29 protein-coding genes and 1 pseudogene are annotated in these 25,313 nt (G+C 56.8%); 16 read left to right on the top strand and 14 right to left on the bottom strand.

Annotated elements, in window-relative coordinates:
* Positions 1–138: 138 nt before the first annotated feature.
* Positions 139–441 carry a rhodanese-like domain-containing protein gene (locus V5T82_RS14785; RefSeq protein ID WP_332896432.1) on the top strand — a complete coding sequence of 101 codons (303 nt, stop codon included), beginning with the start codon at positions 139–141 and terminating at the stop codon, positions 439–441.
* On the opposite strand, the gene cbiB is transcribed toward V5T82_RS14785, so the two are convergent.
* Positions 438–1,448, bottom strand: coding sequence for an adenosylcobinamide-phosphate synthase CbiB (gene cbiB / locus V5T82_RS14780; RefSeq protein ID WP_332896431.1), 1,011 nt, complete (start codon positions 1,446–1,448; stop codon positions 438–440). The two genes, V5T82_RS14785 and cbiB, sit on opposite strands and share 4 nt — an antisense overlap.
* Before the next feature lie 168 nt (positions 1,449–1,616).
* On the opposite strand from cbiB, the gene V5T82_RS14775 reads away from it, so the two are divergent.
* The 5 genes from V5T82_RS14775 to cobM are packed head-to-tail and all read left to right on the top strand — an operon-like array spanning position 1,617 to position 7,787.
* On the top strand, positions 1,617–2,600 hold the full coding sequence (locus V5T82_RS14775) for a sirohydrochlorin chelatase (protein ID WP_332896430.1): 984 nt from the start codon (positions 1,617–1,619) through the stop codon (positions 2,598–2,600).
* A 3-nt stretch (positions 2,601–2,603) separates the two neighbouring features.
* Positions 2,604–3,290: a precorrin-8X methylmutase gene (locus V5T82_RS14770; protein WP_332896429.1), complete on the top strand. Its 687-nt coding sequence runs from the start codon at positions 2,604–2,606 to the stop codon at positions 3,288–3,290.
* Positions 3,287–4,498 carry a precorrin-6y C5,15-methyltransferase (decarboxylating) subunit CbiE gene (gene cbiE, locus V5T82_RS14765; RefSeq protein ID WP_332896428.1) on the top strand — a complete coding sequence of 404 codons (1,212 nt, stop codon included), beginning with the start codon at positions 3,287–3,289 and terminating at the stop codon, positions 4,496–4,498. Before V5T82_RS14770 ends, cbiE begins: the two co-directional genes overlap by 4 nt.
* Positions 4,495–7,035, top strand: coding sequence for a precorrin-3B C(17)-methyltransferase (gene cobJ / locus V5T82_RS14760; RefSeq protein WP_332896427.1), 2,541 nt, complete (start codon positions 4,495–4,497; stop codon positions 7,033–7,035). Before cbiE ends, cobJ begins: the two co-directional genes overlap by 4 nt.
* A complete protein-coding gene (gene cobM, locus V5T82_RS14755; RefSeq protein WP_332896426.1) occupies positions 7,032–7,787 on the top strand; it encodes a precorrin-4 C(11)-methyltransferase in 756 nt (251 codons plus the stop codon). The genes cobJ and cobM overlap by 4 nt, the downstream gene beginning before the upstream one ends.
* Before the next feature lie 5 nt (positions 7,788–7,792).
* Here cobM and V5T82_RS14750 read toward each other — a convergent pair whose 3' ends face one another.
* Positions 7,793–8,545, bottom strand: coding sequence for a cobalt-precorrin-6A reductase (locus tag V5T82_RS14750; protein WP_332896425.1), 753 nt, complete (start codon positions 8,543–8,545; stop codon positions 7,793–7,795).
* A complete protein-coding gene (locus V5T82_RS14745) occupies positions 8,542–9,657 on the bottom strand; it encodes a cobalt-precorrin-5B (C(1))-methyltransferase (RefSeq protein WP_332896424.1) in 1,116 nt (371 codons plus the stop codon). Before V5T82_RS14745 ends, V5T82_RS14750 begins: the two co-directional genes overlap by 4 nt.
* Before the next feature lie 110 nt (positions 9,658–9,767).
* Between V5T82_RS14745 and V5T82_RS14740 the strand changes: the two genes are divergently transcribed.
* From V5T82_RS14740 to V5T82_RS14715, 6 genes are all read left to right on the top strand, one after another.
* On the top strand, positions 9,768–10,358 hold the full coding sequence (locus tag V5T82_RS14740) for an SCO family protein (RefSeq protein WP_332896423.1): 591 nt from the start codon (positions 9,768–9,770) through the stop codon (positions 10,356–10,358).
* A gap of 12 nt (positions 10,359–10,370) precedes the next feature.
* Complete coding sequence (locus V5T82_RS14735; protein WP_332896422.1) at positions 10,371–11,699, top strand: cobyrinic acid a,c-diamide synthase CobB; 1,329 nt, start codon at positions 10,371–10,373, stop codon at positions 11,697–11,699.
* 115 nt (positions 11,700–11,814) lie between these two features.
* The gene (locus V5T82_RS14730; RefSeq protein ID WP_332896421.1) at positions 11,815–13,086 is read left to right on the top strand and encodes a polyhydroxyalkanoate depolymerase; all 1,272 of its coding nucleotides are present in this window, start codon (positions 11,815–11,817) and stop codon (positions 13,084–13,086) included.
* Between the two features lie 70 nt (positions 13,087–13,156).
* Positions 13,157–13,549, top strand: a complete 393-nt coding sequence (locus tag V5T82_RS14725; RefSeq protein WP_442917789.1) for a YcgN family cysteine cluster protein — start codon at positions 13,157–13,159, stop codon at positions 13,547–13,549.
* Positions 13,549–14,259 carry a M48 family metallopeptidase gene (locus V5T82_RS14720; RefSeq protein WP_332896419.1) on the top strand — a complete coding sequence of 237 codons (711 nt, stop codon included), beginning with the start codon at positions 13,549–13,551 and terminating at the stop codon, positions 14,257–14,259. Before V5T82_RS14725 ends, V5T82_RS14720 begins: the two co-directional genes overlap by 1 nt.
* Before the next feature lie 15 nt (positions 14,260–14,274).
* The gene (locus tag V5T82_RS14715) at positions 14,275–14,694 is read left to right on the top strand and encodes a secondary thiamine-phosphate synthase enzyme YjbQ (protein WP_332896418.1); all 420 of its coding nucleotides are present in this window, start codon (positions 14,275–14,277) and stop codon (positions 14,692–14,694) included.
* A gap of 46 nt (positions 14,695–14,740) precedes the next feature.
* Here V5T82_RS14715 and V5T82_RS18275 read toward each other — a convergent pair.
* Both V5T82_RS18275 and V5T82_RS14710 read right to left on the bottom strand, forming a co-directional pair.
* Positions 14,741–14,950, bottom strand: a pseudogene (locus V5T82_RS18275) (cyclic nucleotide-binding domain-containing protein); the annotation flags it as partial.
* 40 nt (positions 14,951–14,990) lie between these two features.
* Positions 14,991–15,380: a Crp/Fnr family transcriptional regulator gene (locus V5T82_RS14710; RefSeq protein WP_332896417.1), complete on the bottom strand. Its 390-nt coding sequence runs from the start codon at positions 15,378–15,380 to the stop codon at positions 14,991–14,993.
* Positions 15,381–15,549: 169 nt separating this feature from the next.
* Here V5T82_RS14710 and V5T82_RS14705 point away from each other — a divergent pair, with 169 nt between their 5' ends.
* Both V5T82_RS14705 and V5T82_RS14700 read left to right on the top strand, forming a co-directional pair.
* A complete protein-coding gene (locus tag V5T82_RS14705; protein ID WP_332896416.1) occupies positions 15,550–16,254 on the top strand; it encodes an HAD-IA family hydrolase in 705 nt (234 codons plus the stop codon).
* Between the two features lie 176 nt (positions 16,255–16,430).
* Positions 16,431–16,610, top strand: a complete 180-nt coding sequence (locus V5T82_RS14700) for a hypothetical protein (protein ID WP_332896415.1) — start codon at positions 16,431–16,433, stop codon at positions 16,608–16,610.
* A 285-nt stretch (positions 16,611–16,895) separates the two neighbouring features.
* On the opposite strand, the gene V5T82_RS14695 is transcribed toward V5T82_RS14700, so the two are convergent.
* Positions 16,896–17,201 carry a hypothetical protein gene (locus V5T82_RS14695; RefSeq protein ID WP_332896414.1) on the bottom strand — a complete coding sequence of 102 codons (306 nt, stop codon included), beginning with the start codon at positions 17,199–17,201 and terminating at the stop codon, positions 16,896–16,898.
* A gap of 184 nt (positions 17,202–17,385) precedes the next feature.
* Here V5T82_RS14695 and V5T82_RS14690 point away from each other — a divergent pair, with 184 nt between their 5' ends.
* Both V5T82_RS14690 and V5T82_RS14685 read left to right on the top strand, forming a co-directional pair.
* Positions 17,386–18,201: an MBL fold metallo-hydrolase gene (locus tag V5T82_RS14690; protein WP_332896413.1), complete on the top strand. Its 816-nt coding sequence runs from the start codon at positions 17,386–17,388 to the stop codon at positions 18,199–18,201.
* Between the two features lie 70 nt (positions 18,202–18,271).
* Positions 18,272–19,165 carry a TIGR02285 family protein gene (locus V5T82_RS14685; RefSeq protein ID WP_332896412.1) on the top strand — a complete coding sequence of 298 codons (894 nt, stop codon included), beginning with the start codon at positions 18,272–18,274 and terminating at the stop codon, positions 19,163–19,165.
* A gap of 172 nt (positions 19,166–19,337) precedes the next feature.
* Here V5T82_RS14685 and V5T82_RS14680 read toward each other — a convergent pair whose 3' ends face one another.
* From V5T82_RS14680 to V5T82_RS14645, 8 genes are all read right to left on the bottom strand, one after another.
* Entirely contained in the window at positions 19,338–20,744 is a 1,407-nt protein-coding gene (locus V5T82_RS14680; RefSeq protein WP_332896411.1) for a caspase family protein, read from the bottom strand.
* Positions 20,745–20,806: 62 nt separating this feature from the next.
* The gene (locus tag V5T82_RS14675; protein WP_332896410.1) at positions 20,807–21,463 is read right to left on the bottom strand and encodes a hypothetical protein; all 657 of its coding nucleotides are present in this window, start codon (positions 21,461–21,463) and stop codon (positions 20,807–20,809) included.
* Between the two features lie 3 nt (positions 21,464–21,466).
* On the bottom strand, positions 21,467–22,393 hold the full coding sequence (locus V5T82_RS14670; RefSeq protein ID WP_332896409.1) for a hypothetical protein: 927 nt from the start codon (positions 22,391–22,393) through the stop codon (positions 21,467–21,469).
* A 3-nt stretch (positions 22,394–22,396) separates the two neighbouring features.
* Positions 22,397–22,873: a hypothetical protein gene (locus tag V5T82_RS14665; protein WP_332896408.1), complete on the bottom strand. Its 477-nt coding sequence runs from the start codon at positions 22,871–22,873 to the stop codon at positions 22,397–22,399.
* Positions 22,861–23,382 (bottom strand): hypothetical protein, encoded by a 522-nt coding sequence (locus V5T82_RS14660; protein ID WP_332896407.1) that lies wholly within the window; start codon positions 23,380–23,382, stop codon positions 22,861–22,863. Before V5T82_RS14660 ends, V5T82_RS14665 begins: the two co-directional genes overlap by 13 nt.
* Position 23,383: 1 nt before the next feature.
* A complete protein-coding gene (locus tag V5T82_RS14655; protein ID WP_332896406.1) occupies positions 23,384–23,782 on the bottom strand; it encodes a hypothetical protein in 399 nt (132 codons plus the stop codon).
* Positions 23,783–23,801: 19 nt separating this feature from the next.
* A complete protein-coding gene (locus V5T82_RS14650; RefSeq protein ID WP_332896405.1) occupies positions 23,802–24,677 on the bottom strand; it encodes a hypothetical protein in 876 nt (291 codons plus the stop codon).
* 24 nt (positions 24,678–24,701) lie between these two features.
* Positions 24,702–25,274 (bottom strand): hypothetical protein, encoded by a 573-nt coding sequence (locus V5T82_RS14645; protein WP_332896404.1) that lies wholly within the window; start codon positions 25,272–25,274, stop codon positions 24,702–24,704.
* Positions 25,275–25,313 lie beyond the last annotated feature (39 nt).

The raw sequence follows: 25,313 nt of genomic DNA, 5'->3' as shown, positions 1-25,313 counted from the left end.
GAATCCATGGGCCTCTCCATGTGGGGATTGTTGCAGACCCGACAGGTGTGCCAGCACAGGAAACTCACATTTTCAACACCTTAGCCCCTGGAACAAAACTTGCTTTGTGTAAGCCAAACCCACAACCAGGACCGACCCATGAGCTACACAGACGTCGACATCACCGCCGCGCAAGATCTTCTGAAACAAGAGGGCCTGATCGTCATTGATACCCGCACCGCGCACGCACAAAGTCAGGGACAACTTCCCGGCGCCCAAGCGGCGTCCGATGAGTTGATGATGAAGCTGATGAAAAGCCGCCGCACCAACCCGCCGGTGCTGGTGTACTGCTACGAAGGCAATTCCAGCCGCGATATGTGTCAGTTCATTGCAGGCCTGGGCCTCACCCAGGTGTATAACTTGGCGGGCGGGTGGAAAGCCTGGACTGCAGCGCCAGCTTAAACGCCAACTTGAAAGCGGAACATGGCGATGACAGTGACGATCAAACCGTTGATCAAACAGGCCACCGCAAACAAAAATAGCGCGCGCTCAATATCGACCGCTGTGGCTTGGGCCGTTCCATCCCCCATGTAAGGCGCTTCCACAGCATGCTGTGAATATTGGCGTGGGCCCGCGAGCGCCAAGCCCAAGGCCCCGGCCATGGCGGCTTCGGGCCAACCGGCGTTGGGTGAATTGTGTTTGGGTGCGTCGCGCCACATGGTCTTAAACGCGCGCGCCGGGTTGGCTTTGCCGGAAAACAGGGCGGCGATGGTGAAGATTAGGCCAGACAGCCTGGACGGCACCAAATTCAACACATCGTCCAAGCGCGCCGCCGTAAATCCAAACGCGGCGTATTTGGCGTTTTTATAGCCGATCATGGAATCCATGGTGTTCACGGCCTTGTAAACCAATAGGCCCGGAAAGCCGAACAGCACGTACCAAAACACCGGCGCCACAACGCCGTCGGAGAAGTTTTCCGCCAAGCTTTCGATGGCCGCCCGGCTAACCCCGTGCTCGTCCAAGTAGGCCGGGTCGCGTGCGACGATTTGGCTCACCGCCGTGCGTCCGCTTTCCACACCGTTTTCGCGCAAAGCCACCATCACGCGTTTGACGGCGCTATACAGTTCGCGCTGGGCCAGCAGGCTGATCACTAAAAACAGCTCCACCGCCCAGCCAAAATCGTGGTGGAAGGTGAGCCACTGCACGCCCCAGCCGACCAAAGCGGCAGCCGTGGCGATCACAAGGACCGTGATAAAGCCCCGCACCGCCCGGTCCATATTGGGCCGGCTGTCGCGGTTGAGCTTATTGTCGAACCAAGAAATCACGTTGCCGATGACAACGACCGGGTGCGGGACCAGCTTAAACACGGGCCCCATACCGCCCAAGGCCGCGTCTAAAACCAGCCCCAAAATCAAAAGGATCAAGGGATCGAATGTGGCCGCAGGGTCAAGGGTTCCAAAGGTAAACATGAGCGCACTTTAATCGCCCTGGATGAAAGAAAGAATAAGATTTGAGGTGCAGGTGCGAAAAGACTATAACGGGGGCCACCTAAAACGGCACTGAGCGGGCGGAGGCCATGACCACCCCAGCCGTTTGAGCTCGAAGGCCATGACCAAGCTATAAAGGAACAAAAAAACATGTCAGACCTCCCATCCATTATGATTTGCGGCCACGGTTCGCGCGACAAAGGCGCTGTGGAAGAATTCAACCAGTTGGCCGTGCGCATCAAAGAACGCTTGCCCGAACACAATGTGGAAAGCGGCTTTTTGGAGTTTGCCACCCCGGTGATCGGCGAAGGTTTGGATAAGCTGCGCGATGCGGGGGCAAATAAGATCATTTGCCTGCCAGGCATGCTGTTTGCCGCTGGGCACGTGAAGAACGATTTACCCAGCGAAATCAATAACTACATGAACGAAAATCAAGGCCTTGAGCTTATTTATGCTGCCGATCTGGGCATCAACGCGGGCCTATTGGACGCGGCCAAACAACGCGTCGAAGAAGCCTTGGACGCGGCAGATAACGACGTTGCGCGCGAAGACACCTTGTTGTTGGTGGTTGGGCGCGGCACCAACGATTCGGACGCCAACTCCAACGTTGCCAAAGTCACCCGGATGATGTGGGAGGGACTGGGCATCGGCTGGGCGGAAACGGCATTTTCCGGCGTAGCCTACCCATTGGTAGACAAGGCGCTTGAGCGGTGTGTTCGCCTTGGTTTTAAACGGATTGTTGTGTTTCCGTACTTCCTTTTTTCCGGGATTTTGGTCACCAGAATATACAATTGGGCTGATGAAATCCAAGCTGCCTACCCTGAGGTAGAAATCCTCAAAGCGGGCTATCTCAACGATCATCCTAAGGTCATCGACGCCTTCATTACGCGTATGGAAGACGCTTTGGCGGGTACGGGTGATATGAACTGCCAGCTATGTAAATACCGTGAGCAGATTATCGGCCATGAACACGATCATGGTGCTCCACAAGTCGGCCATCACCACCATGTGCAAGGCGCAGGTGTGGAAGATAACCCCGAAGACCGCGGTGTGCATCACGGTCACGGCCATCACCATGGTCACGGGCATGATCACGGGCACCATCATCATTCTCATGGAGAAGCGGAGGAATAAGCCATGTCTTCTGCAATCTCGCGGTCAGTTTCAGACACGTTCGCATTTGATTACATCCACGAACCCGACGCCATTTCGGCGGAAAGCTTTGCGCGCATTCGTGCCGAAGCCCAACTGGACCATCTGCCGGGTTTGATGCAAGCGGTGGCGGAGCGTGTGATTCACGCCAATGCCTCTTTGGAAGCCGGCGACAGCCTGCGCTTTACCGAAGGTGCGCCGGAGCGGGTGCGCCAAGCGCTCGAAGCGGGTGCGCCTATTTTGGTGGATTCCCACATGGTGCGCCGGGGCATTACGCGCCGCTTTTTGCCCGTCGATAATGAAGTTGTCTGCTGTTTGGATGACGAGGGCGTGTCCCCAGAGGCCAAATCGCGCGGCGAAACCCGTTCCGCCATTGCGGTGGAACGCTGGGCGGATCGCCTGGACGGTGCGGTGTGCGTGTTCGGCAATGCGCCCACGGCGCTGTTTCGCCTGCTGGAAATGCTGCAGCTGGAAACGACGGCAAAACCGGCGGCCATTTTGGGCTTCACGGTCGGGTTTGTCGGCGCAAAAGAAAGCAAAGAGGCGTTGTTGGACCAGGTTATGAACGGCCCGCTTTCTGACATTTCGGTGATTGCCACGGCTGGACGTTTGGGCGGCAGCCCCGTCGCGGCGGGGGCGCTCAACGCCATCGCTTTGGGTGGGAATCCATGATCCAAGCCCTGATGACGGTTGTTGGCATCGGCGAAGACGGCCTGTTGGGTTTGAACCCTGCGGCCCGCGCGCTGGTGGACGGCGCCGAAGTTTTGGTGGGCGGGGAACGCCATCTCGCCAAAGCCCCGGAGGTTCAGGCCGAACGCCTGGGCTGGTCTGCGGGTTTCGATGCGACCCTGGATAAAATCGAAGGCCATTTCGGCAAGCGCATCATCGTGCTGGCCTCGGGCGATCCGTCGCATTGTGGCGTGGGCACAACGTTGATCCGCCGCTTTGGGGCTGAAAAGGTCGCGGTTTTACCGCATCCCAGCTCCATTTCGCTCACCTGCGCGCGCATGGGCTGGTCGGTGCCGGACGTTCAGGTGGTCACCATTCACGGACGTCCCTTGGAAAGCCTCAACCTGCACCTGCACAATGGAGCCCGTTTGGTGGTGCTGGCGCGCGACGGCAAAAGCCCGCGCGAAGTGGCAAAGTTGTTGAACGACCAGGGTTTTGGCGGCTCGACCATCTCAGTGTGGGAACACCTGGGCGGCGAGGCTGAACATAAAGTCAAGGCGCTGAGCCTAAATTGGGGCGATAAGTGCTGCGCCGATTTGTGCACGCTGGCGCTTGATCTTGTGGCGGGTGCGGATGCGAAACCCTTGTCGCGTCTCGCCGGATTGCCCGACGCTGCGTTTGAACACGACGGGCAACTGACCAAGCGCGAAGTGCGCGCCGTGACCTTGTCGGCCTTAGCCCCTAAGCCCGGCGAGATGCTGTGGGATTTGGGGGCTGGCGCGGGGTCCATCTCCATCGAATGGATGCGCGCGGATCGAAGCTGCCAAGCTGTTGCGGTTGAACGCGACGGGGACCGCGCCGCACGCATCGCCCGAAATGCGGCAGCTTTGGGTGTGCCGCGCTTGACTGTTGAACAAAAAGATAGCTTAGAATCTTTAAGCGAACTGAGCGGTGAGCCGGACGCCATTTTCATTGGTGGCGGTGTGGGCACGCCGGGACTGTTGGACGCGGCTTGGGTCCGGGTGAAGCCCGGCGGGCGCTTGGTCGCCAACGCCGTGACGCTCGAAGGGGAAGAGGCCTTGAGCCAGCTGCGCACCAAAGTCGGCGGCGATTTGCTGCGTCTGACGGTGGAACGTGCCGAACAAACCAAGGGGGCCACTTTCATGACCGCCCTGCGCACTGTGACACAGTTTGTGGGAGCCAAACCATGAGCACCATTGATAACGAAGCCCCGGACCCGGGCAAGCTGATCGGCGTCAGCATTGGCCCCGGCGCGTTGGACCTGATGACCGTGCGGGCCCAAAACGCGGTTAAGGATGCGGGCGTCATCGCCTATATGCACGCCATGGGGAAAGAGCCCTTGGCGCTCAAACTTGTGCAGTCATTGGTGCAGCAAAATGTGCAGCATATCGCCATTCCCGTGCCCATGGGGGCGGATCGCAAAACACGGCGTGAATGCTACAAAGCCAAGATTTTGGAATTTCGCGCGCACCTGGAAAATGGGCGTAATGTTGCGTTCATCTGCGAAGGTGATGCGCTGTTTTATGGGTCGTTCCAATACGTCATGGAACAACTGATCGAAGACTACGCCGTTGACATCATCCCCGGCGTGACGTCGGTTCAGGCCTGTGCGGCGGTGGCGGAAATGCCGCTGACACGCGACAACGACACGCTGCATGTGCTGCCGGCCACCTTATCCGAAGGGGCTTTATTGGCGCGCGCCAAAAAACGCACGGCGGCGCTGGCGTTCATGAAAATCGGGCGGCACTTGGACAAGGTCAAACGTGTGCTCGCCAAAACGGGCCGCCTGAAATACGCCAAGTGGATTGAACGCGCCACGCAAGACGGGCAGAAAATCGCCAAGCTCAAAGACGCACCGGATGAGGCGTCGTATTTCTCCCTGGTGCTCAGCCCCGCCAAGGGCCCGAAGCTGCCTAGCGATATCCCTGAGGGGGCAGTGATTTTGTGTTTGAACCAAGCGGGCCTGGACACGGCTGAAGCTTTGAAAGACGCCCTGCCGTTGAGCGAACTTTGGGTGCGCGAAGACCGTGGATTGGCAGGCGATCAAACGTTCCCCCATACAACAGAGGTCTTGCAAAGCCTATTCCGCCAAGGCCGTCCCATCGTGGCCATCATGGCAACCGGCATTGTGGTGCGCGCGTTGGGACCATTGTTGAATTCCAAACACGCCGAACCCCCGGTGGTGAGCCTGTCGCCCGACGGCGGTTTCGCCATTCCCGTACTGGGCGGGCACCACGGGGCCAACACATTGGCGTCGGCCATTGCGACCGTGACCAACGGCTTTTCCGCCATCACAACAGCGTCCGATGTGGTGTTAGGTGTGGCGCTGGACGAACCGCCCAGGGGTTGGCGGGTGGAAAATGTAGAGCGCGTCAAAGACGTCACGGCGAAGCTGCTCAATGGTGAACCCCAGGGCCTCACGGTTGAAAGCGGAGATGCGGACTGGTTGGAACCGGCAGATTTTGATGCGGGCGCGGACGTTGTGGTCACCCACAAACACATTGACGCGTCCGATGCTTTGGTGCTGCATCCCCCCACCTTGGCGCTGGGCGTGGGGTGTGAGCGCGACTGCCCGACGGATCACCTGCGCGACCTTGTTGAAACGACTTTGGCGGAGCATGCCCTTAGTCCGCAATCCATAGCCTGCGTTGCGTCTATCGATGTGAAGGCAGACGAAGCGGCGGTGTTGGCGCTTGCCGATCATTTGGGCGTGCCTGCACGCTTTTTTTCGGCGCACGATTTGAACGCCTACGCCGAACAACTCAAAAATCCATCCGACGTGGTGCAGGCCGAAGTCGGCTGCCCCGGCGTGTCCGAAGGCGCGGCGTTGGCCGCGTCAAACGGTGCGTTGATCGTTGAAAAAACAAAAACAAAACGGGCGACGTGTGCCGTCGCCCTATCCGAAGGAGACATCGACCCCATGGACAAGGGCAAAGCTCAAGGCCGCCTGTATGTTGTCGGCATTGGCCCCGGCACCGACGTGTGGCGCACGCCGCAAGTGACCCAGTTGATTTCCGACGCCACCGATGTGGTTGGCTACGGATTCTACTTGGACCTGATCCCCGATTTGATTGAAGGCAAAACGCGCCATACTTCGAACCTCAGTGAAGAAGAAGACCGGGTGCGTATGGCGCTCGATCTGGCGGCCGAGGGCAAAGACGTTGCCCTGATCTCGTCCGGTGACATTGGCATTTACGCCATGGCGTCCTTGGTGTTTGAGTTGTTGGACCGCGAAGACAAGGACGATTGGAACCGCCTGTACATCCAAGTCGAACCCGGCATCAGCGCCTTCCAAGCCGCTGCCGCACGCATTGGCGCGCCTGTGGGACATGATTTTTGCTTGATCTCCCTGTCCGATTTGTTGACGCCGTGGGACGTCATTCAACGCCGCTTGAAAGCGGCTGCGGAAGGTGGCTTTGTGGTGTCGTTTTACAACCCCGTCTCTAAACGCCGTCGCACCCAGTTGGCCGAAGCCCGCGACATCTTGCTGCAACACCGCGCACCCGACACGCCCGTCGTCCTAGCGCGCCAATTGGGCCGTCCGGACGAAGAGATCACCGTGATTGAGCTGAAAGATCTAACCCCGGATCACGCCGATATGCTGACGCTTGTTATGGTCGGCGGCGAAGACACCCGCGTCATTGAGCGCGGTGAAAACCGCTGGGTCTATACGCCGCGCGGATATGGCGGAAAGATGGATGCGAAAGCAGAGGAGCAGGGGCAATGAAGGTCCATTTCATCGGCGCAGGTCCAGGTGCCGCAGATCTGATCACGGTGCGAGCTCTCAAATTGGTGCAAACATGCCCCGTGGTTTTGTACGCAGGATCGTTGGTGCCGAAAGAAATTGTCGCTGAAGCCAGCGACGACGCCCGCGTGGTGGATACCGCGCCGCTGCATCTCGACGAAATCATCGACGAAATCAAAGCGGCCCAGGACAAAGGGCAAGACGTGGCCCGGGTGCATTCGGGTGATCCGTCCATTTATGGTGCCATCGCCGAACAGATGCGCCGCTTGGACGAGCTGGGGATTGATTATGACGTGACCCCCGGCGTTCCGGCGTTCGCTGCCGCTGCGGCTTTGTTGAAACGAGAACTCACCCTGCCTGACATCAGTCAGTCCATCGTGCTGACCCGCACGGCGGTGCGCGCCAGCTCTATGCCGTCGGGTGAGACCTTGGACAACTTCGCCAAAACGGGGGCGACCTTGGCGGTACATCTGTCGGTGAACAACTTGGCCAAAGTGGTTAAGGAACTGAGCCCGCATTACGGCGAAGATTGTCCCGTGGCCGTGGTCTACCGCGCCAGCTGGCCGGACCAGGATTTTGTGCTGGGCACGCTGGGCGACATTCGCCAAAAGGTCAAAGAAAAGGGCTTTACCCGCACAGCACTCATTTTAGTGGGCCGTGTGCTGGGCGCGGAAGACTTTACAGACAGCAAGCTATACGATGCCGATCACACCCACGTGTTGCGTGGGGAGTGAGGCAGTTAAGCGTTCAGGTTCCTCACCCAATCCACGGCCTCTTCGACACTGAAGACCCGATCCCCGTCCGGTGGCAGGGGACGGCGGATCAAGATGATGCGCGCCCGCACGCGTTCCGCAGCGTCCAGCTTCGCGCGTGTGGCATCCCCACCGCTGGCTTTGGTGACCAAGGTGTCGATGTTGTGTTCGCGCATCAAGGCTTCTTCTTCATCAACAGAAAACGGCGGGCGACCCGTCACGATGGTGTGTCGAAATAAGCTCAAAGGTTCGGCCGGTTCGTCCAACACGCGCACCAACAAGTGCGTTTTGTCCATCCCCTCAAAGGCGCTCAGCGCCTTCCGGCCAATGGTCAAAAACGCGCTTTCAGAGGTCGTGCGCACCAACAAATTGGCCGCTTCAATGGCGTCCGGCACAAACACTGCGTCGGTCTTGGCAGGCAATACCCATTGGGCGCGTTCTAAGCGCAGGCGCGGCACACTGGCCGCTTCACACGCGGCAACGGCATGGGCGGTGATGCGTTCGGCAAAGGGGTGCGTGGCGTCAATTAAGGCGTCGAAGTCGTGGGCTTCTAGATGATCGACCAAGCCTTGAATGCCGCCAAAACCTCCGATGCGCATATGGGCGCCAAAGTCGACGGGGCTGTCCGTTGCCCCGGATAAGGAATAAACTACCTTCAGGTCAGGTATCTGATTTTCTAGGGTTTTGTAAAGCTCTTGTGCTTCGCCGGTCCCGCCTAAAATTAATAAGCGTAATGTCATGAACTTAATCCAATACGGGTTCCGTCGCGATCATAGATCCAAATTTCCACCTCTGTCCCCCCGGCTAAGGTCGCCAGCGCGACTTCACGCGCTTGTCGGGCCATGTGGGTGGCGAGCGCGTTCGACAGCGGTCCGGCCAGTTGTAAGACACGCATGGCGGTGACGGTTTCGCGGGCTTCTCGGACGGCTTCGGGCCCTCCACCAACGTGGTCCAGCGCATTGGCAAGGCGTTCAAAGTCCACGCGGGAGCGGGACGAGTGCAAATCCATCGCCCCTTGAGCTAATTTTGTCATTTTGGCAAAGCCCCCCGCGATGGTGAGTTTGTCGACCGGGTGCCCGCGCAGATATTTGAGCAACCCGCCGGCAAAATCGCCCATGTCGATGAGCGCTTGGTCTTCGAACTGCAAAACGGTGTTGGCGGCGTGTTCGGATGTGCGCCCTGTGGCGGCGAGGACATGGGAAAGTCCAGCGGCGCGGGCCACATCGACGCCACGATGGATGGAATGGATCCAACTGGAGCACGAAAACGGCACCACGATCCCCGTTGTGCCCAAGACCGAAAGGCCACCGACAATGCCGAGACGGGGATTCATTGTCTGCTGTGCAGTTTCTTCACCCTTGGGGATGGTGACTTCCACGGTGACATCGGGCAGGCGCGCGTCGGGCCCGTCAAGGTCTTGGGCAACCGCCAAGAGGGCCGCTTGGATTTGTGCCCGTGGGCCGGGGTTGATGGCGGGCTCTCCCACGTTGAGGGGCAGGCCCGCCAACGTCACCGTGCCCACCCCGGGGCCAGCGCGAAATTGGACGCCGTCGCCGGGTGTGGCGGGGGTGAGTGTGACGATGATTTCCAAACCGTGGGTCACGTCCGGATCGTCACCGGCGTCTTTGACGATGCCTGCCGTGGCACAGCTGTCGCGGAGGTCTTTTGTCTTTAGATCAAACGTCGGGGTCTGGCCGCGCGGCAGCGTGATGGTTACGCTGCCGGCAAACGACCCCGTCCGTAACGCACGATAGGCCGCCGCCGCCGCGCCTGTGGCGCATGCACCCGTGGTCCAACCCTGACGCAGGGGCTGGTTTTTGGGTTTTCGGGGGGGCTCGTGCGTTTTCGACATAGGGCCAATGTAAGGAGAGCTGAGCGCGAGGGCAACGCTCTTGCGGCAGGGCGCGGACAAGCCTATTGTCCACTCAGCAACTGGGACACATTAAGAAACGGACCACGTCCATGCAACGCATCATCGTCATCGCCATCGCCGCTTTCGCCTTCGTCGCTTTTGCAACGATAGGGCGGGTGTATTTGGTCGATCAGCATAGCGAAGACGGTTCGGTCGGCAGTGTTAAAATTGGCGGTTCGTTCAACCTTGTCGACCACACCGGCAAGGCCGTCAGCGATCAAGACTTTATGGGCAAATATATGCTGGTCTATTTCGGCTATACCTTCTGCCCCGATGTATGCCCCACTTCGTTGAGTTTGATGGCGGGCGCTTTGGATGAATTGACGCCCCAGCAGTTGGACAATGTCACGCCGGTTTTTATCACGGTCGATCCCGAACGCGACACGCCTGAAAACATGGCAGCTTATGTGGAACACTTTCATGACCGATTGGTGGGCCTGAGCGGCACGGCCGAGCAAATCAAAGACATTGCGCGCAAATACAAAGCCTATTACGCCAAAGTCGGTACCGATCCCGACACGTACACAATGGATCACAGTTCCATCACGTATTTGATTGGGCCGAACGGTAAATATGCGGCCCACTTTGGGCACAACACGCCGTCAGAGCAAATGGCCAAGCGCTTGGCTGATTTTTTGTAAGGTACCTCCCCCATGTCGACAAACATTTCCGCCAACGGGTTGATTATCGCCGCACCATCGTCAGGCAGCGGCAAAACCGTCGTGACCTTAGGCCTATTGTCGTATCTGAAGTCCCAAGGCGTGCGGATTGCTTCCATGAAGGCGGGTCCCGATTATATCGATCCGGCGTTTCATGCGCGTGCGACCGAACGCCCGTGCTTTAACGCGGACAGCTGGGCCCTGCGGCCCGAAACCTTGGAGGCCGCCGCCGCCTGTGCGGCGAAAGACGCTGATCTGGTGATTTGCGAAGGGGTGATGGGCCTGTTTGACGGTGCCACCTCGCGCGAAGGCTCCAGTGCCAACATTGCGCAAACGACAGGCTGGCCTGTGGTTTTGGTGGTCGATAGCCGATCCCAAGGCACCTCGGCCGCCGCGCTGGTTAAAGGGTTCGACACGTTTCGCAAGGGTGTGCGCATCGCAGGTGTGATCTTCAACCGCGTCGGAAGTGCGCGCCACCAACGCGTGATTCGCGAAGCCATGTTGGAAGGCGCGCCGCACATTCCCGTATTGGGCATGATCCCGTGGGAAAGCGCCTTGGAACTGCCTTCGCGCCATTTGGGCTTGGTCCAGGCGATGGAACACCACAGTTTGGACCGCCTGATGCGCCGCGCGGCCAACACCATCGCCGAACATGTGGATGTTGCAGCCTTGCAAGCGTTGGCAAAGCCCTGGGACGTGGGGGGAGACATTAAGCCTATAGCACCCTTGGGCCAACGCATCGCCGTCGCCCGGGACGAAGCCTTCGCGTTCACTTATCCCATGGTCTTGGAAGGCTGGCGCAACCAAGGTGCTGAGATCAGTTTCTTTTCGCCTTTGGAAGACCAAGCACCACAAGACAACGCCGACGCCGTGTTTTTGCCGGGTGGGTATCCCGAACTGCACGCTTACCGCCTCGCCAGCGCGAATCGATTCCTAAGCGGATTGCGCGCGGCTGCGGCCCGCAGTGCCACAGTGTATGGGGAATGCGGCGGGTACATGGTCTTGGGCCGCGGCATGCAAGACGCAGACGGTACGCCGCATGCCATGGCGGGGTTGCTGCCCTTGGGCACGTCATTTGAAAACCGAAAGCTCCACCTGGGCTATCGCCAATTGAAATTAATCGCAGACACGCCCTTAGGCCCCGTGCATGCGCGCCTGCGCGGGCACGAATTCCACTACGCTACCGTGTCCAGCGAAGGCCCCGGCGATTCCCTGTTTGAAGCAGAAGACGCCGATGGCGCACCTTTGGGGCGCATGGGATTGGTGAACAATTCTGTCTTTGGCTCCTTTATTCACCTCATAGATCGCCAATCAAAGGGCTGAATTGTATAACTTTTCTAAAAATCCCTGCGAAAAAATGCTGCACTGCAAAAAAAATGCGTGAGTTCCCAGCCTAAATTGTTTAGGATTTTCAGCCAAACTAGAAAAAGAAGTGACCATGCTCTACCATTTTCACGAAATGCAGCACCTGGCTTTGAGTCCGTACCGCGCGTGGCTCAATGCGTCTCGCGCGGCGATGAAGCCGTTTCAACATTCTGCCGTTGGCCGCCCTTTGGCTGCCAGTCTGGAAATGGCTGAACGTCTGACGCGTCGCTATGGCAAGCCGGAGTTTGGCATCCGCCACGTCAATGTTGACGGTAATCCGGTGCGTGTGCGTGAAGAAATCGCCGATGAAACGGCCTTTTGTAGCCTGTTGCACTTTCGCAAAGAAGGTGTGTCCGACCAGCCTAAGGTTTTGATGATCGCGCCTATGTCGGGTCACTACGCGACACTGCTGCGCGGCACTGTCGAAGCCATGCTGCCCGATCATGACGTCTACATTACCGACTGGACCGATACGCGCGATGTGCCGGTGCGCGCCGGTAAGTTCCATTTGGACGATTATATTGAGCTGTTGACCTGGTACATCCAGCTGTTGGGTGACGATTGTCACGCCATGGCCGTGTGCCAGCCGTCTGTACCGTTGATGGCTGCCGTGGCTGTGCAGTCTCAAGAAATTAATGAAGGCCGCATTGGTCACATTCCCAAAACCGTAACCTTGATGGGCGGTCCGGTGGACACCCGCGAAAGCCCGACCCCGGTGAACCAATTTGCCAAAGAGCGTGATCTCAACTGGTTCAAATCCCATTCCATCCACCGCGTGCCGATGGTCTATCCCGGCATGGGGCGTGAGGTCTATCCCGGCTTCTTGCAATTGCAAGGCTTCATGGGCATGAACATGGACCGCCACATGAACGCTCACACGGAACATTTTTGGAATTTGGTCAAAGGTGACGGTGACGGAGCGACAGCACACCGCAAGTTCTACGACGAATATATGTCGGTGATGGACTTGCCTGCGGAATACTTCTTGGAAACCATCGAAGCGGTGTTCTTGAACCATTCCTTGCCTAAGGGTGAGCTGATGTATCGCGGGCGCAAGGTGGACCCGTCCGCCATCAAAGACGTGGCGTTGCTCACCATCGAAGGTGAGCTTGACGATATTTCCGGCGTTGGTCAGACGTCTGCGGCCCATACGATTACGCCGGACATCCCGGACGCCAAACGCGGCAAGCACGTACAAAAAGACGTCGGTCACTATGGTATTTTCAATGGACGCAAATGGCGTGGTATCATTCAGCCGTTGATTGCTGAATTTATCAAAACCCATGGCGGGGCGAGCGGTGCCGTTCAATCCAAGGCGAAAAAATCCAACGGATCCAAAGCTTAACAAGGCCTCTGGCGAACCGTTTTGGCGCACAAAGTGCCTTCAAGATCTCTCCGAATCCGAGTGGGAATCCCTGTGCGACGGCTGCGGTCGGTGCTGCTTGGAAAAGCTTGAAGACCTAGATACCGGCGAAATCAGCTATACGGATGTTTCGTGTTTTTTGTTGGACACGAACACGTGCCGCTGTTCCAACTATGAAGACCGCCACCGTTTTGTGCCCGATTGTGTGCCACTGGACCACGCCAATGTGGCCGAGCTGAAGTGGATGCCGCCAACTTGTGCGTATCGGATTTTGGCCGAAGGGGGCGAGCTGCCCAGCTGGCATCCGTTGATAACAGGAGATCCCCAATCGGTGCTGCGCGCAGGCGTTGCGGTCAAGGGACGGGTGACGTCTGCCCACGATGCCGATGACCTGGAAGATCATATTGTGGCGTGGCCCGCCAAATGGCCCAAAGGGGGGCGGTGATGGCGCGCGCGCGAAAAACGTCTGCACGGCACAGCATCGACATCGACGGTCAAAGTGTGCCGGTCGAAGTCAAGCGCCACCCCAAAGCCCGCCGCATGATCTTGCGTCTGGATAGGGAAGGGACTGGGGCAACCGTTACTATACCAAGCTATGTACCTTTCGACGACGGGCTGGAAATGGCCCGTCGCAAAGCGGCTTGGATCAAGCGTCAGTTGGCGAAAACGCCTGAAACAGTTGAGTTTGCAGACGGTGTTGAAATTCCCTATCTGGGCGAGATGATGGCGGTGCACCATCGCCCGGAGGGGCGTGGGGTGGTTCTTCGGGGCGGAAAAATTCTTGTTGCCGGGCGGCCTGAGCACCTACGCCGTCGCTTGGCGGATTGGCTCAAAGCCCAAGCGCGTAAAGAGATGACAGAGCGCGCCCACGCCAAAGCCAAAGAGATTGACAAAAAAATCACCCGCATCACCATCCGTGACACCAAATCGCGTTGGGGGTCGTGCGGTGTGGGCGGGACGCTGAATTTTAGTTGGCGGTTGGTGTTGGCGCCGGAGTACGTTTTGGACTATGTGGTCGCCCACGAAGTCGCACACTTGGTGCATCACAATCACAGTGATTGGTTTTGGGCGTTGACGGAACGTTTGTGCGATCGCTGCGACGGAGCGCGCGACTGGCTCAACGCCTTCGGTCACGATTTGCACCGCTATGGATAAGGAGGATATCCGCACGTGAAACATGCTTTGACGACCATTGATGTGCACACCACGTCTCAGGGTTTTTTTGAGATCACCCGGGATATCACGGCTTGGGTGCGCTCAGCTGGGATTGAACAAGGTCTGCTGACGGTCTTTTGTCGCCACACATCGGCATCGCTGACCATCCAAGAAAATGCAGACCCGGATGTGCAGCACGACATTCTTACATACTTCAAACAAACCGTGCGCGAAGACCCGTCGCTTTACACCCACCTCAACGAAGGAGCGGACGACATGCCCGCGCACATCCGCACAATGCTGACGGACGTGTCCTTGTCCATTCCGGTGCAAAACGGCCAGCCCACCTTAGGCACATGGCAAGGTGTGTTTTTGTTCGAACACCGCGCGCGTAATCATCACCGTCAAGTGGTGCTGCAGCTGATGGGCGACTAATGCCTAATACGTGGTGATGCCACCACCGGCCATTTGTTTCGCGCACGGCGCGCGCCGTTTTAGTCTGGTGTAAGCCGTCCAAAAACGGGGTGAAACCGAACAACATCCCCGGTGTTTCGATCAATTCAGCTGACACTCGTCCCATCAGTCCAGGTAAGGACAGCTCGACCCGGCCGCTTTCCAGTAAAAACGCGACCTTGCCCGGATCACCTTCTTTATAAAGCGTTTCCCCCTTGGCGAAGGTTTCCAGCTCCATATGTTGGGCGGAAGCTAAATCTTGGGTGTCCAAGTCATTGTCACTGAATATGGAACGCGAGTAGCGGCACAAACGGTCTGTCGTGGCGCGGAAAACGAAACGTCAAAATCCGCATCAAGTTGCGCACAAATGCAGGGGAAGCGTTGATGCGGTTTTCCAGATCTTCAGCCGTGATCAGCTCGCAAATGGTGTCAGGGTTTGTGGCGACGGCACTCATCATGCGCGGGCCATTGTCAATCAACGGGATCAGGCCAAACGCTGTTCCCGGCTTGGTGACGTTTTCCGCCACAAAGCTGCGCCCTGCTGCCTGTCCACGCTTAACCAAGTCCACACCGCCATGCACCATGACGTAAGCGGTGTCGCCTGTTTGCCCTTCTTCGAATAATGTTTCGTCCAGGCCAAACGAAACCCGAGGCGCATCTTGAGACACGTCTCCCTCCCCATATTGTGGTGTGCATCTTTGTTACACTTTTGGGACACTGTACATGAATTCCATTGTATGTAAATTCCGATCAGCCCTTGCCAAGGACGTTTGTTCGCACCACATTCTCATGAGCCTCCCCGGGTGACATGAACACAAACGGCTAGAAGAGTTACATATGAAAGCCTTGATATTTGATGTCGACGGGACTCTCGCAGATACCGAAGACGCCCACCGGGAAGCCTTCAACGACGCGTTCGCCAAAGCGGGCCTGGACTGGCACTGGGACCAAAAGCTCTACAAACACTTGCTCAGTGTGACGGGCGGAAAACAGCGCATCCGGTTTTTCTTGGAAGAACAAAAATCCCCCCTTCTCAACGAGTCCGATATCGATGAGCGCATCGCCGCGCTGCATAAAAGCAAAACCAGCTTTTATGTGGAACGCTTGCAAAATGGCCAAGTGCCGCTGCGCCCGGGCATCGAAGAGCTGATTTTGGAATGTCGCGACAAAGGCCTGACGTTTGCCATCGCCACCACCACAACACCGGTGAACGTGGAAGCCTTGCTGAAAGCCAACTTGGGCGAAGAAAGCTTGGGTTGGTTTGCGTGCATTGGCGACGGTGGTGTGGTTCCGGTCTTAAAACCCGAACCCGATGTTTACAACTGGGTTTTGGAGAAGCTGGGCTTGGATGCCAAAGATACCCTTGCCCTGGAAGACAGCCGCAACGGTTTGGTGGCCTGCCAACGCGCACATGTTCCGGTCTTGGTTGTCACCAATGCCTATACCGAAGGCCAGGACTTCACCGGGTGCTTGGAAGAGTGGCGCAGTTACGAAGGTGTAACCATCGAACAATTGCAAGCAGTTCATCAAAAGAACGGCTAATCGTCATAATTACACCATATTGGCACGATACTTTGGCATATATACCAAATATCGTGCCTTTTATGCGTTTGAACAGGTGCATTCTTGGCTATTTGGTCCTATATTTATAGGTGACCCTCGATCCGTGTTTGGCGCAAGCTGGATACGGGTCACACAATAAAAAAAGGAGTACCGCTATGTTGGATGCTCAATTTGTGTTCGTAACCGAAGATGCCCGCGTGTTGGCCAAGTGTATGGACGGACGCTTGGAAGACGTAACGGAAAAGTGGGATTTGCTGCCAAAGCGTCAAGCGAAGTTGAGCCCGCAAGAGCTCAGTGAAAAACGGCGCGCGTTGCTGCTGAAGTTCGCAGCTTAAACGTCTGGTACAGACGTCCGGCGATCAGCCTTTGATTCGTGTGAAGAAAGGGCTTGAAGGCTTTGTTGTCTCTGATCATCTTTTCCGGTCATGAGCGATGTCAGCGATTATCGCGTTTTCTATACTTAACAAATATAGACGTGGCTGCGGACAAGCCGAAGGTTCCGCCCAAAACCCGAACGCCCGCCAAGCGCAAAAAAGCGCCCAAGCGATCCTGGTGGCAAAAATTAATGGGTACAGGGGCAAAACCGAAACAGAAAAAACCTAAAACGTAGGGGTGGCCGCTTAGGCCGGGTAACGTTGCATCAGCGCCATGACCGCACAGACGTGGAGCGGTTGGGATTTCATATCTGCGCGTTCTTGTAAAAATTCGTCAACCAAAGCTTCTAAATTTTGCGGGCTCAAGGCCTGATCGGTGCCGTAGACCGCAGGCTTGCCGTTGGCTGTGAAAATCCGGTTGGCGGCATCAAGTCCTTGAATCAATCCGGTCAGGTAAACATCTAACACAGCACGTTCGTCTGCATTGAGCTGGGTGCGATGGAGAAATTGATCCATGGGCGAGGTGTGGTTTGGCCGCTTTTTGAAGAACATTTTTGACCTATAATTCATACAATTACACAAAATTATGAACCAAAGCGGGTGCGTCAGCTGTGACGTTCATCACAGGCATGAGTTTTGTGTCCATTGTATGGATATGGAGTTGAAAAAAATCAAAACGCATGGTTACTGTGGGACAGCAGAGGGGCGCCAACCCAACGCCGAAGTGGAGAATACCTTGCGCATTAAATTTTGGGGGGTTCGAGGCAGCGTATCGTGTGCCTATGAAGACTACCTTGAGTATGGCGGGAATACGTCGTGCGTAGAATTGGAAATACTCGGACGGACCGTTATCTTGGATGCGGGCACCGGCTTGCCGTGGCTGGGCAATGACCTGATGAAACGGGGCGTGCGGGATGTTGCCTTGTTGATGAGCCACTTCCACTCCGATCACACCAACGGCTTTAACTATTTCAAACACATTTATATTCCTGAGCACTCCGTGAAGATCTATGCGGCGTTGAATTACGGTGAACTTTCCGTCGAAGATCTGATCCGCCGCCAACTGTCTGAGAACCTCCACCCCGTGCAATACGAACACTTGCCGTCGACACTGAAATGCACCGGTTTTCGGGCCGGGGATGGTTTTGAACTGTTTGAGGGGGTGAACGTCAAAACCTACATGCTCAATCACCCGGCTGGGTGCTCGTGCTACCGCATCGAAGCTGACGGCAAAGTTTTGGTTTATGCCACCGATACCGAACACACGCCTGGTGAAACGGATGAGGGTTTGGTGGAAATGATGAAGGATGCAGACCTCGTCATTTACGACGCGACCTATACTGAAGAAGAATTTCCGAGCAAAGTCGGTTGGGGACATTCCACCTGGAACGAAGGTGTGCGCCTGTGCCAAATGGCCGGGGCGAAACGCATGGCCATGTATCACCATTCCCCTGATTATAACGACGACAAGGTGCGTGGTCTTGAAAACGAGGCCAAAGCGGCTTGGAGCGGGGCGTTTGCGGCCAAAGAGGGCATGGTTCTCGAGATTTAATGCCAGTTGGACTTTGCCTTCAGGGCGTATACGATTATCAAGGGCCGCCGCAGGCGAATTGAGTATCAACATGACGCGTATTATGGGCACACGCTGGTTTCGCAAGCTGGGTCTATTGCTGTGTGCGTGCATTGTGGGGTGGGGGCCAGTCGCCTTTGCCCAAGACCGCCCCGAACATCAAATCATGTGGATGCATCCAGACTTTCCCCCGATCAACATTATGGAAGGCCCGTTGGCTGGCCAAGGTGTTGGCGATCGGGTTTTGACCTATTTCCAGCGGCGCTTGGCGCAATACGACCACAAGCTTTTGGTGGGAAACTTCAAACGCATTATCGCGACGGTGTCGTCCGGGCAACAAGCTTGCGGCGTGGCGCTGCTGAAAAACGACCAGCGCGCAAAAACAGTCTTGTTTTCAGAACCCTATATGTTGGCACCGCATAACGAAATTATTGTCATGCGGAGCCGCTTAGAAGAATTTGAACCGTACAGGGATCAAAATGGGGCCATTTCGTTGGTGGAATTGCTCAGCAGTTCGGGTTTTGTGTTCGGGTATTCTATGGGCCGTTCTTATAGCAGTGACCTAGATGACGTTCTGAAATCCCATTTGTCGGAAACGAATGCCTACGGTACATACGGCCATGAAATCTTCGCAGGCCTGATCCAGATGCTGGACCGCCGTCGCTTCGATTACACCATCGGTTATGGATATGAAGCGCGCTACCTTCAAAAACAACTGGGTTTGAGCGATGATATCGTTTCCATTCCCGTGCGCGAACATGCGGGCTACACCAAGGTTTATGTCGGCTGTCCCAAAACGCCATGGGGGGAAAGGGTGATCGGAGATCTCAACGCCATCATCTTAAAGTCCCGCCATAGGAGTGAACTGTATGGGGTCTACAAACCGTGGCTCGATGAGCAGTCCTGGCAGCGTTATGTCGATGCGTTGCCGACATTGACTGAGTAAACCCACACCCCTAAATGAACGGGGTTTTGCCCCTAAATCCGCCGGATATTGTGTTCGGCGGTATTTTGTTGTTGCGTCTCAGGTTTTTGCCGTTGATGCAAAATCTTTGGTGAAAACAGCTAAAGCAGATGTGCGCTTCGACAATCATTGTCGTGTGGTGTAATGCACCACGTTATCGACGGGGGAATAACGGTTTATCACGGCGTGGCGGCGGCGGACGCTTGTTGTTGGGTCTGGGGGGTGGGGCACGATAGATGTTGATGCTGTCGTCTTGTTTGACCACGGTGTTGCGTTCGATAAATCGCTCAGCGCGTTGGGCGAAATAGCCGTCCGGGTGATGACGCAAATAGGCGCGGTAGTTCGCAAGCCTGCCGGTGGTGGACGCGGCACGCCAACGGGCCAGCTCCCCGGCCTCCAACAAAGCGACATTGGCGCGGCGGATAAAGCCGATGATGCCGTTGGTGTCGGTTTCGTACCACTTACCGTTCTTAGTGCGTCCTGTAAGCATGAGGCTATGGTCTTTGCGCACAAACGTGAGAATCTCCGTCCCCTTTTTGGGGTGTTCAAAAACTTTGGCATTGCGCATCGCGACACCGTAGCGCCGCGTGACAAGCAAGGCAGGAGCAGGCTCAACCGTTTCATAGGGTTCGTCAACCTGTGGCGCAACGGCTTTGGGCTCGACGGTGGCAACTTGTGTTTTGGGGGGCTCCGGTTTTTTATCTTCAACAATCGTCTTCGGGCGCACGGGCATATTCCCCGGCGGGTAAGAGGCAAAGACACGATCGAAGTTTCCCGACAAGGACACGTTTTGTTCGCGGCCAAAGTGACGCCGAGCGGCTTTGGACATGGTTTTGTCCAAATAGGCTTTCAATTCATCAGCCCACACCACACCGTCGGTGTTGGCATCGGCTTCGCCGTAGACACCACGCAGAAAGTATTCGGTGAACAAGCCTTGCTTGGCGTCGTGATCCCAACTGGCAAGTTGGTTGGATCCCGCAGCGGTGAGCACGGTGAGGCTGTCGTCCACCTCTTCGCTCAAAGGAACGATGACACCGCCTGACGATGACGGGAACAGGGTGCCGCCTGCGCTGGATCCGGAAAAGCACGAATCAATCACCACGGTGGCGCGCTTGAAACCTTTTAGGTTGTTGTAAAGCGTGGATAGCGGATAGCCATTAAGCTCCGCAAAGTCCGGCAGGGCGTCCGCAGGCAAAAGGTATTGGCGCTGATCGTTGAGACCCGACACGCCGTGGCCGGAATAATAAACAAAGACTTCGTCGTCTTTTTTCGAGCCGGCATAATGCCAAAGCTTGCCCTTCGGGTTCGTCGCGGTGCCCAGCGCCGTTTCCATTTGTGCCTTGGTGGCGTTGCGCAGATCGATGATGTTGTCTGGGTCAACCTTCATCACGTCGATCAAATAGGTGCGAATAGCATCTGCGTCACGCTCGGCATATTCAACGGTGGGCAGGTTTGTGCCATAGGTGGAGTTGCCGATGATGACCGCTGCCGTTTCTGCAACCGCAGGCGTGGCGCAAAGGGCCAACGTCAGGGAAAGTAATGTGCGCAAAGGCTGGATCATTCTGGCTTTGTCCTCTCAGACGCATATCTTAACGTTTCTTTTCTCAAACCCCAATAGATCGGTTACCGGATATCGGGCAAGGTTGTCAGAATACGGCGCACCGCATCATTGGCAATAGAATACACCAAACCTGTATCCGCGCTGAACGACGCGGCTTTGGCGGCATTGGCTAAGATCGACAGGGGCGAAAGCGGCACGCCGCCGTCGCCGCGCCGCGCCACGTGGGCACCGCGCCACAAGACTTCGTCCGTGCGGGTTTTCAACAGCTCCATCTTCACGCCGACGTGTTTGTCGGACCAGATCACAGCATATTGATCGCCGCTGCCTTGCAGCTCAATGGTGACGTGGTAGGCACAGCGTTGCGTGCGCGCAAAACTTTTAAAGTCGGCAGGCGTGCTTAAGTCATAGCCGTTCTTGCGCGCCAAGCGATCGCGTCTGAGCGGTGTGATCACCCGTTCCACCTTGCCGGTTAACTGGCGGGCTACAGACTTTTCGACAAACCGGGTCAGTTCTGTGGGGCCGTTTCCGATGATGGGCTTGATGATGGCGCAGTCGGGTGCGTTTTGATAGTAGGCCTCACTCACGTGAAACTGCACCGTGCGGTCGTTGGCTTGCATGGCCCCTTGGGCATCGGTTTCGACGGGTTTGACTTGGGTGGGGATGCACGCGCCCAATCCCAGGGTTACACTCACCGCACAAACGATTTGAAAAAGTTTCATGATTTACGTCCTCCATACACATCTGGACGTTTGGGCTTTGAGCCCGATGCGCCCGGCGACGGCTTTGCCATCGACGCTTAAGTTTTCGACAACGACGACAGTGCCGTTCAACCGGTAGCGCGCGCGGATGGATTTGGCTGTGCTGTAATGGGTGCCGATGTATTTGCGCAAGCCCCCCAACAACGCCGCATCCACTTGGCGCGGAAAAATGCGCACACCGGACGCGACGGACTTCATGTTGTGGTGTTTGCGAATGGCGGTTTCGGCGTTGCGTTCCAACGGGGTCAGCCAGCCTGCGGGCTGGCGCAAAAACCCACTGTAGCGGTCCAAGTTGATGTCCCAAGGCTGCCCGGTTTTGCCTTCGGCGACAAACAGGTGAGAGCTGTTGTCCATCACCGCCACACGCATGCCCAAGCACGCGGTCATGTGTTTGAACAAACGCCCGTGTTTGGAACGGTCACTGGGCCACGCGATTTCGATCAAGGGGCCTTTGCCGTGTTCCAAGGTTCTCAGCAATGTACGCCCTTCAACCACATCAGCCGCCGCAGGAACGAAGGGGGCCGGGGTTTTGGGCTTGGGCTTGGGTTTGGGCTTCGGTTTTGATTTCTGTACAACCTTTGCCTTGTGTACGGGCTTGGGCGGAGCCTCTTGCACAGTTTCTGTGACCGGTTCGGGTTGGGGCTTGGGCTTAACCCCTTTTGTAGGAGCTGGCTTTGGCGGTGTTGGTTTTGGGGGTGCTGGCAACGCCAAGGCTGCAGGAATGGGTTCGGGGGCTGGCTCGGCCTTTGCCACGTCCTCAGGCTTGGCTTGTGTTTTGCCCGGTTTCGGCTGCGGTGGTGTGGGCTGGATCAGCAGCGCTAAGATCCACACGGCCAACAGGGCGCTCACGCCTGTGGAAACATATCCCGTCCATGTGGTTCGGCGCGCCATGGCTTACCTCATCATCTTTTCGGCGAACATGAGCTCCATGTCGCTGGCTAAATCCATCAGGGCTTTGCGGCGGCTGACGGATTTGTCATAGGTGTTTGTCTCAACGGCTGCGGTTTGGGCAGGCTCTTCTTGGTCTTCGGGGAGCGGTGCGTTTTGACGCTGGGTGATTTCAGCTTTGATGCGCTCAGCCGTTTGCGTCAACCCGGGTGAAACGTCGCGGGGCGCTTTGTGGGTGACGCGCACGGGAACCTCTTTAGCAGGGGGGAGTTCAGGCATCTCCGTCAGCTGCTTGGGCTTTGGCTGGGGCTTTGGCTTGAGTTGGGGTTGAACGATTTCAGGAGCGGGCTCGGGCTCGGGCTGGGCAACGGCTGGGATGGAAAGATCACCCGGAACGGCGCGGGCCAGATCGACTTGTGGGCGGTCCATGACCAAAAATGCCAAGGCGGCGACGACGACGATGTTAAAGATCAAGAAACGCATGAGGCATCCTCCTTTTGGGCATCCAGGCGCGAATGGCTGATCAGCACCAAGGCGCGCAACGCCGCCGACGTGGGCAGGCCCACCACGGTGGTCATGAACGCAAGGCTGAAGTGATCGGTGAGTTGGCTGATGACGGTTTGCACCGTTGCGGGGGTGAGCTCTTGTTCGGACAAGGTGCCGATGCCAAGCGAGATGCCCAACAGGGTATAGGTCAACGCCAATGTCGACACACCGTTGGCACCGTGCAGTCCGGCTTCCAGCCACACACTGCGCTGTTTGTCGCTGAGTGTTGTGTCGCTTAAGCGCGTCCAGCAATAGACCGTGGCGAAGATCAGCCCGCTGAACAAGGTGATGAAGGTCACACCGAACACTTCCAAGGTCCACTCGGCAATGGCGTCGGGACCTTGGGAGGTCATGCCCACCGCGATGGCCAGGGCGATGACGCCACCGCCCAAAACATAGCTGAGTGAGCGCGACCCGGTTTCGGCGATGTTAAGCACTCTGCGCATATCAACGTTTCCCGATTTTGGCGGTCATCAAGGTGTCGGTGCTGACGGCAAACTGGTCCAGCCAGTTGTCGACCATGGTGAGATTTTTTTCGGTCGCGGAATGGGCCATGAACGTCACGTCATAGTTCAAAAATGCGCGGCGCACGATGGGCGTGGTTTTGCCGCGCAAGGATTTGTCGCGCAGGACCATGCGTTCCATATCGATCAAGCGGCGCTTGGACACATCGATGCGTGCTAAGCGTTCGTTGGGTTCCAGGTTGGTGTCCAAAAAATACTGAACGGTCTGGGCGCGTTCGCGTTCTAAGTTTTCCAAGGTGCCGGCTTTGGCGGTGGCGGCGACGGAAAATGCGGCGACGATGAAAGAGCCGACCAGCACGGTTTTTAAAGAGCGTTTCAACATAACAAGGTCTCCTATCAAATCAGTTGTCGAGGAAATAGCTGACGGACGTTGCGGGTTTCAGTGCGTTGGTGACGTCGCTGTCGGCAAGTTCCATATCCATGCCGTCTTCGGCCAGGTCCATGGCATCGAGCGCCACCAGCTTGGCCATGTAGCCCAAGATGGTTTCTTCTTGTTCGATGACGGACAGTTCCGACTGCACGTCGGACACCAAGCGGCGCAGGTGTTCTTTGCGGGTAAGCGGCAGGCCGTCATCAGTCATACTGGACGCGTTCATCTTGTGATTTTCGATGCGCGCGACCAGTTGTTCGATGGCCTGCATATTTTGGCTGAACTGCTGGGCGTATTTGCTTTCCGGTTCCATGTTGGTGGCGAAGAAGTTTTTGTCCACATCGGCGTAGGTGCGCTCGAACCGCTCAAACGCCGCGTCTTGGTTTGCAATGACCTCTTCTGCACCGGGGCCTTGGTTTTCCTGTGCGTTTAAGTGATCCAACATGTCTTCAAACAGATTGCGCTTGGTTTCCAAGTGTTGGCGGCGCAACGCGTTGCGATCCGTCATCATGTTTAAGTAGGCGCGTTTTTCGGCCAAAAACTCGTGGCGCAGTTCTAGGCGCACATCGCCGTTGCTGGATCCGATGGCTTGTTTCAAGTCCGCCAAGGTTTGCCCTTTGAGCGAGATGTTTTCTTCCGTCTCGCCCAAGGCCTCGCCGAGGCTGGATTGTTTGAAGTCGTGGTCCAAGGATTTTTTCAAATAGCTGGGTGGGAGCTTCACCAGACGTTCGCTTGATTGCGGCGACCAGTTGGCGTTGTCGGCCTGGGCGGGGGCTGTGCCCAGGACGGTCGTCGCCAACAAAGCCGAAGCGAATACCAGATGAGATAGGGAGGTTCTGCGGGTCATAGTGATCTCCTCACGCTTCGCGGATTAGTGTTTCTGCCAGTGTTTGACACGGCGCAGCTCGGCTTTGAGCTCACGGTTCACATTGGCGTTGGAAAAGCGCCCGGTTGCACCCGGTTTTTTTGCACCGACCAAAATTTCAACCGTGTCGATGAAGGACGAGCCGTCGGCGTAATAAAGATCCATGTCGACATAGGCGACTTTGAACTTGTCCAAGCTCACGCGGGCTGCTGTGACGTTGCCGCCTTTCAAATGGTTTTGGATGCTCAAGGCGTAAGCGCGCATGCGTTCTTCCTTGGCGACGCTTCCCGCACCCGGCCCAATGCTGGCTTCACATTTTTCCAACAGACGGGCGGAGGCTAAGTATTTGGCGGCATCGCCGCTCGAGCGGGCTTGGCGGTCCAGTTCCAACGCATCGTCGCGGCATTGGCGGAATTCGCGCATGGCGGACACTTCTTGGAAGCGCGCTTCGCGGTATCCGATGCCTTCGTCAAAGGTTTGGCTGGTGACGCACGCGGACAAGGCCGCGCTGGAGATCAAAACGGCAGCCAAAGCGCGGCTGCGGCTCAAGAATTTCTGGGATTTGATGTGGGTCGGCATAGCTTCGAACCTCTTCATAACTGTTTCTGAAGAGGGCTA

Source organism: Magnetovibrio sp. PR-2, from assembly GCF_036689815.1.
GTDB lineage: Bacteria > Pseudomonadota > Alphaproteobacteria > Rhodospirillales > Magnetovibrionaceae > Magnetovibrio.
Note: the sequence above shows the minus strand (reverse complement) of the source record. Positions and strands in the feature narration are given on the sequence as shown.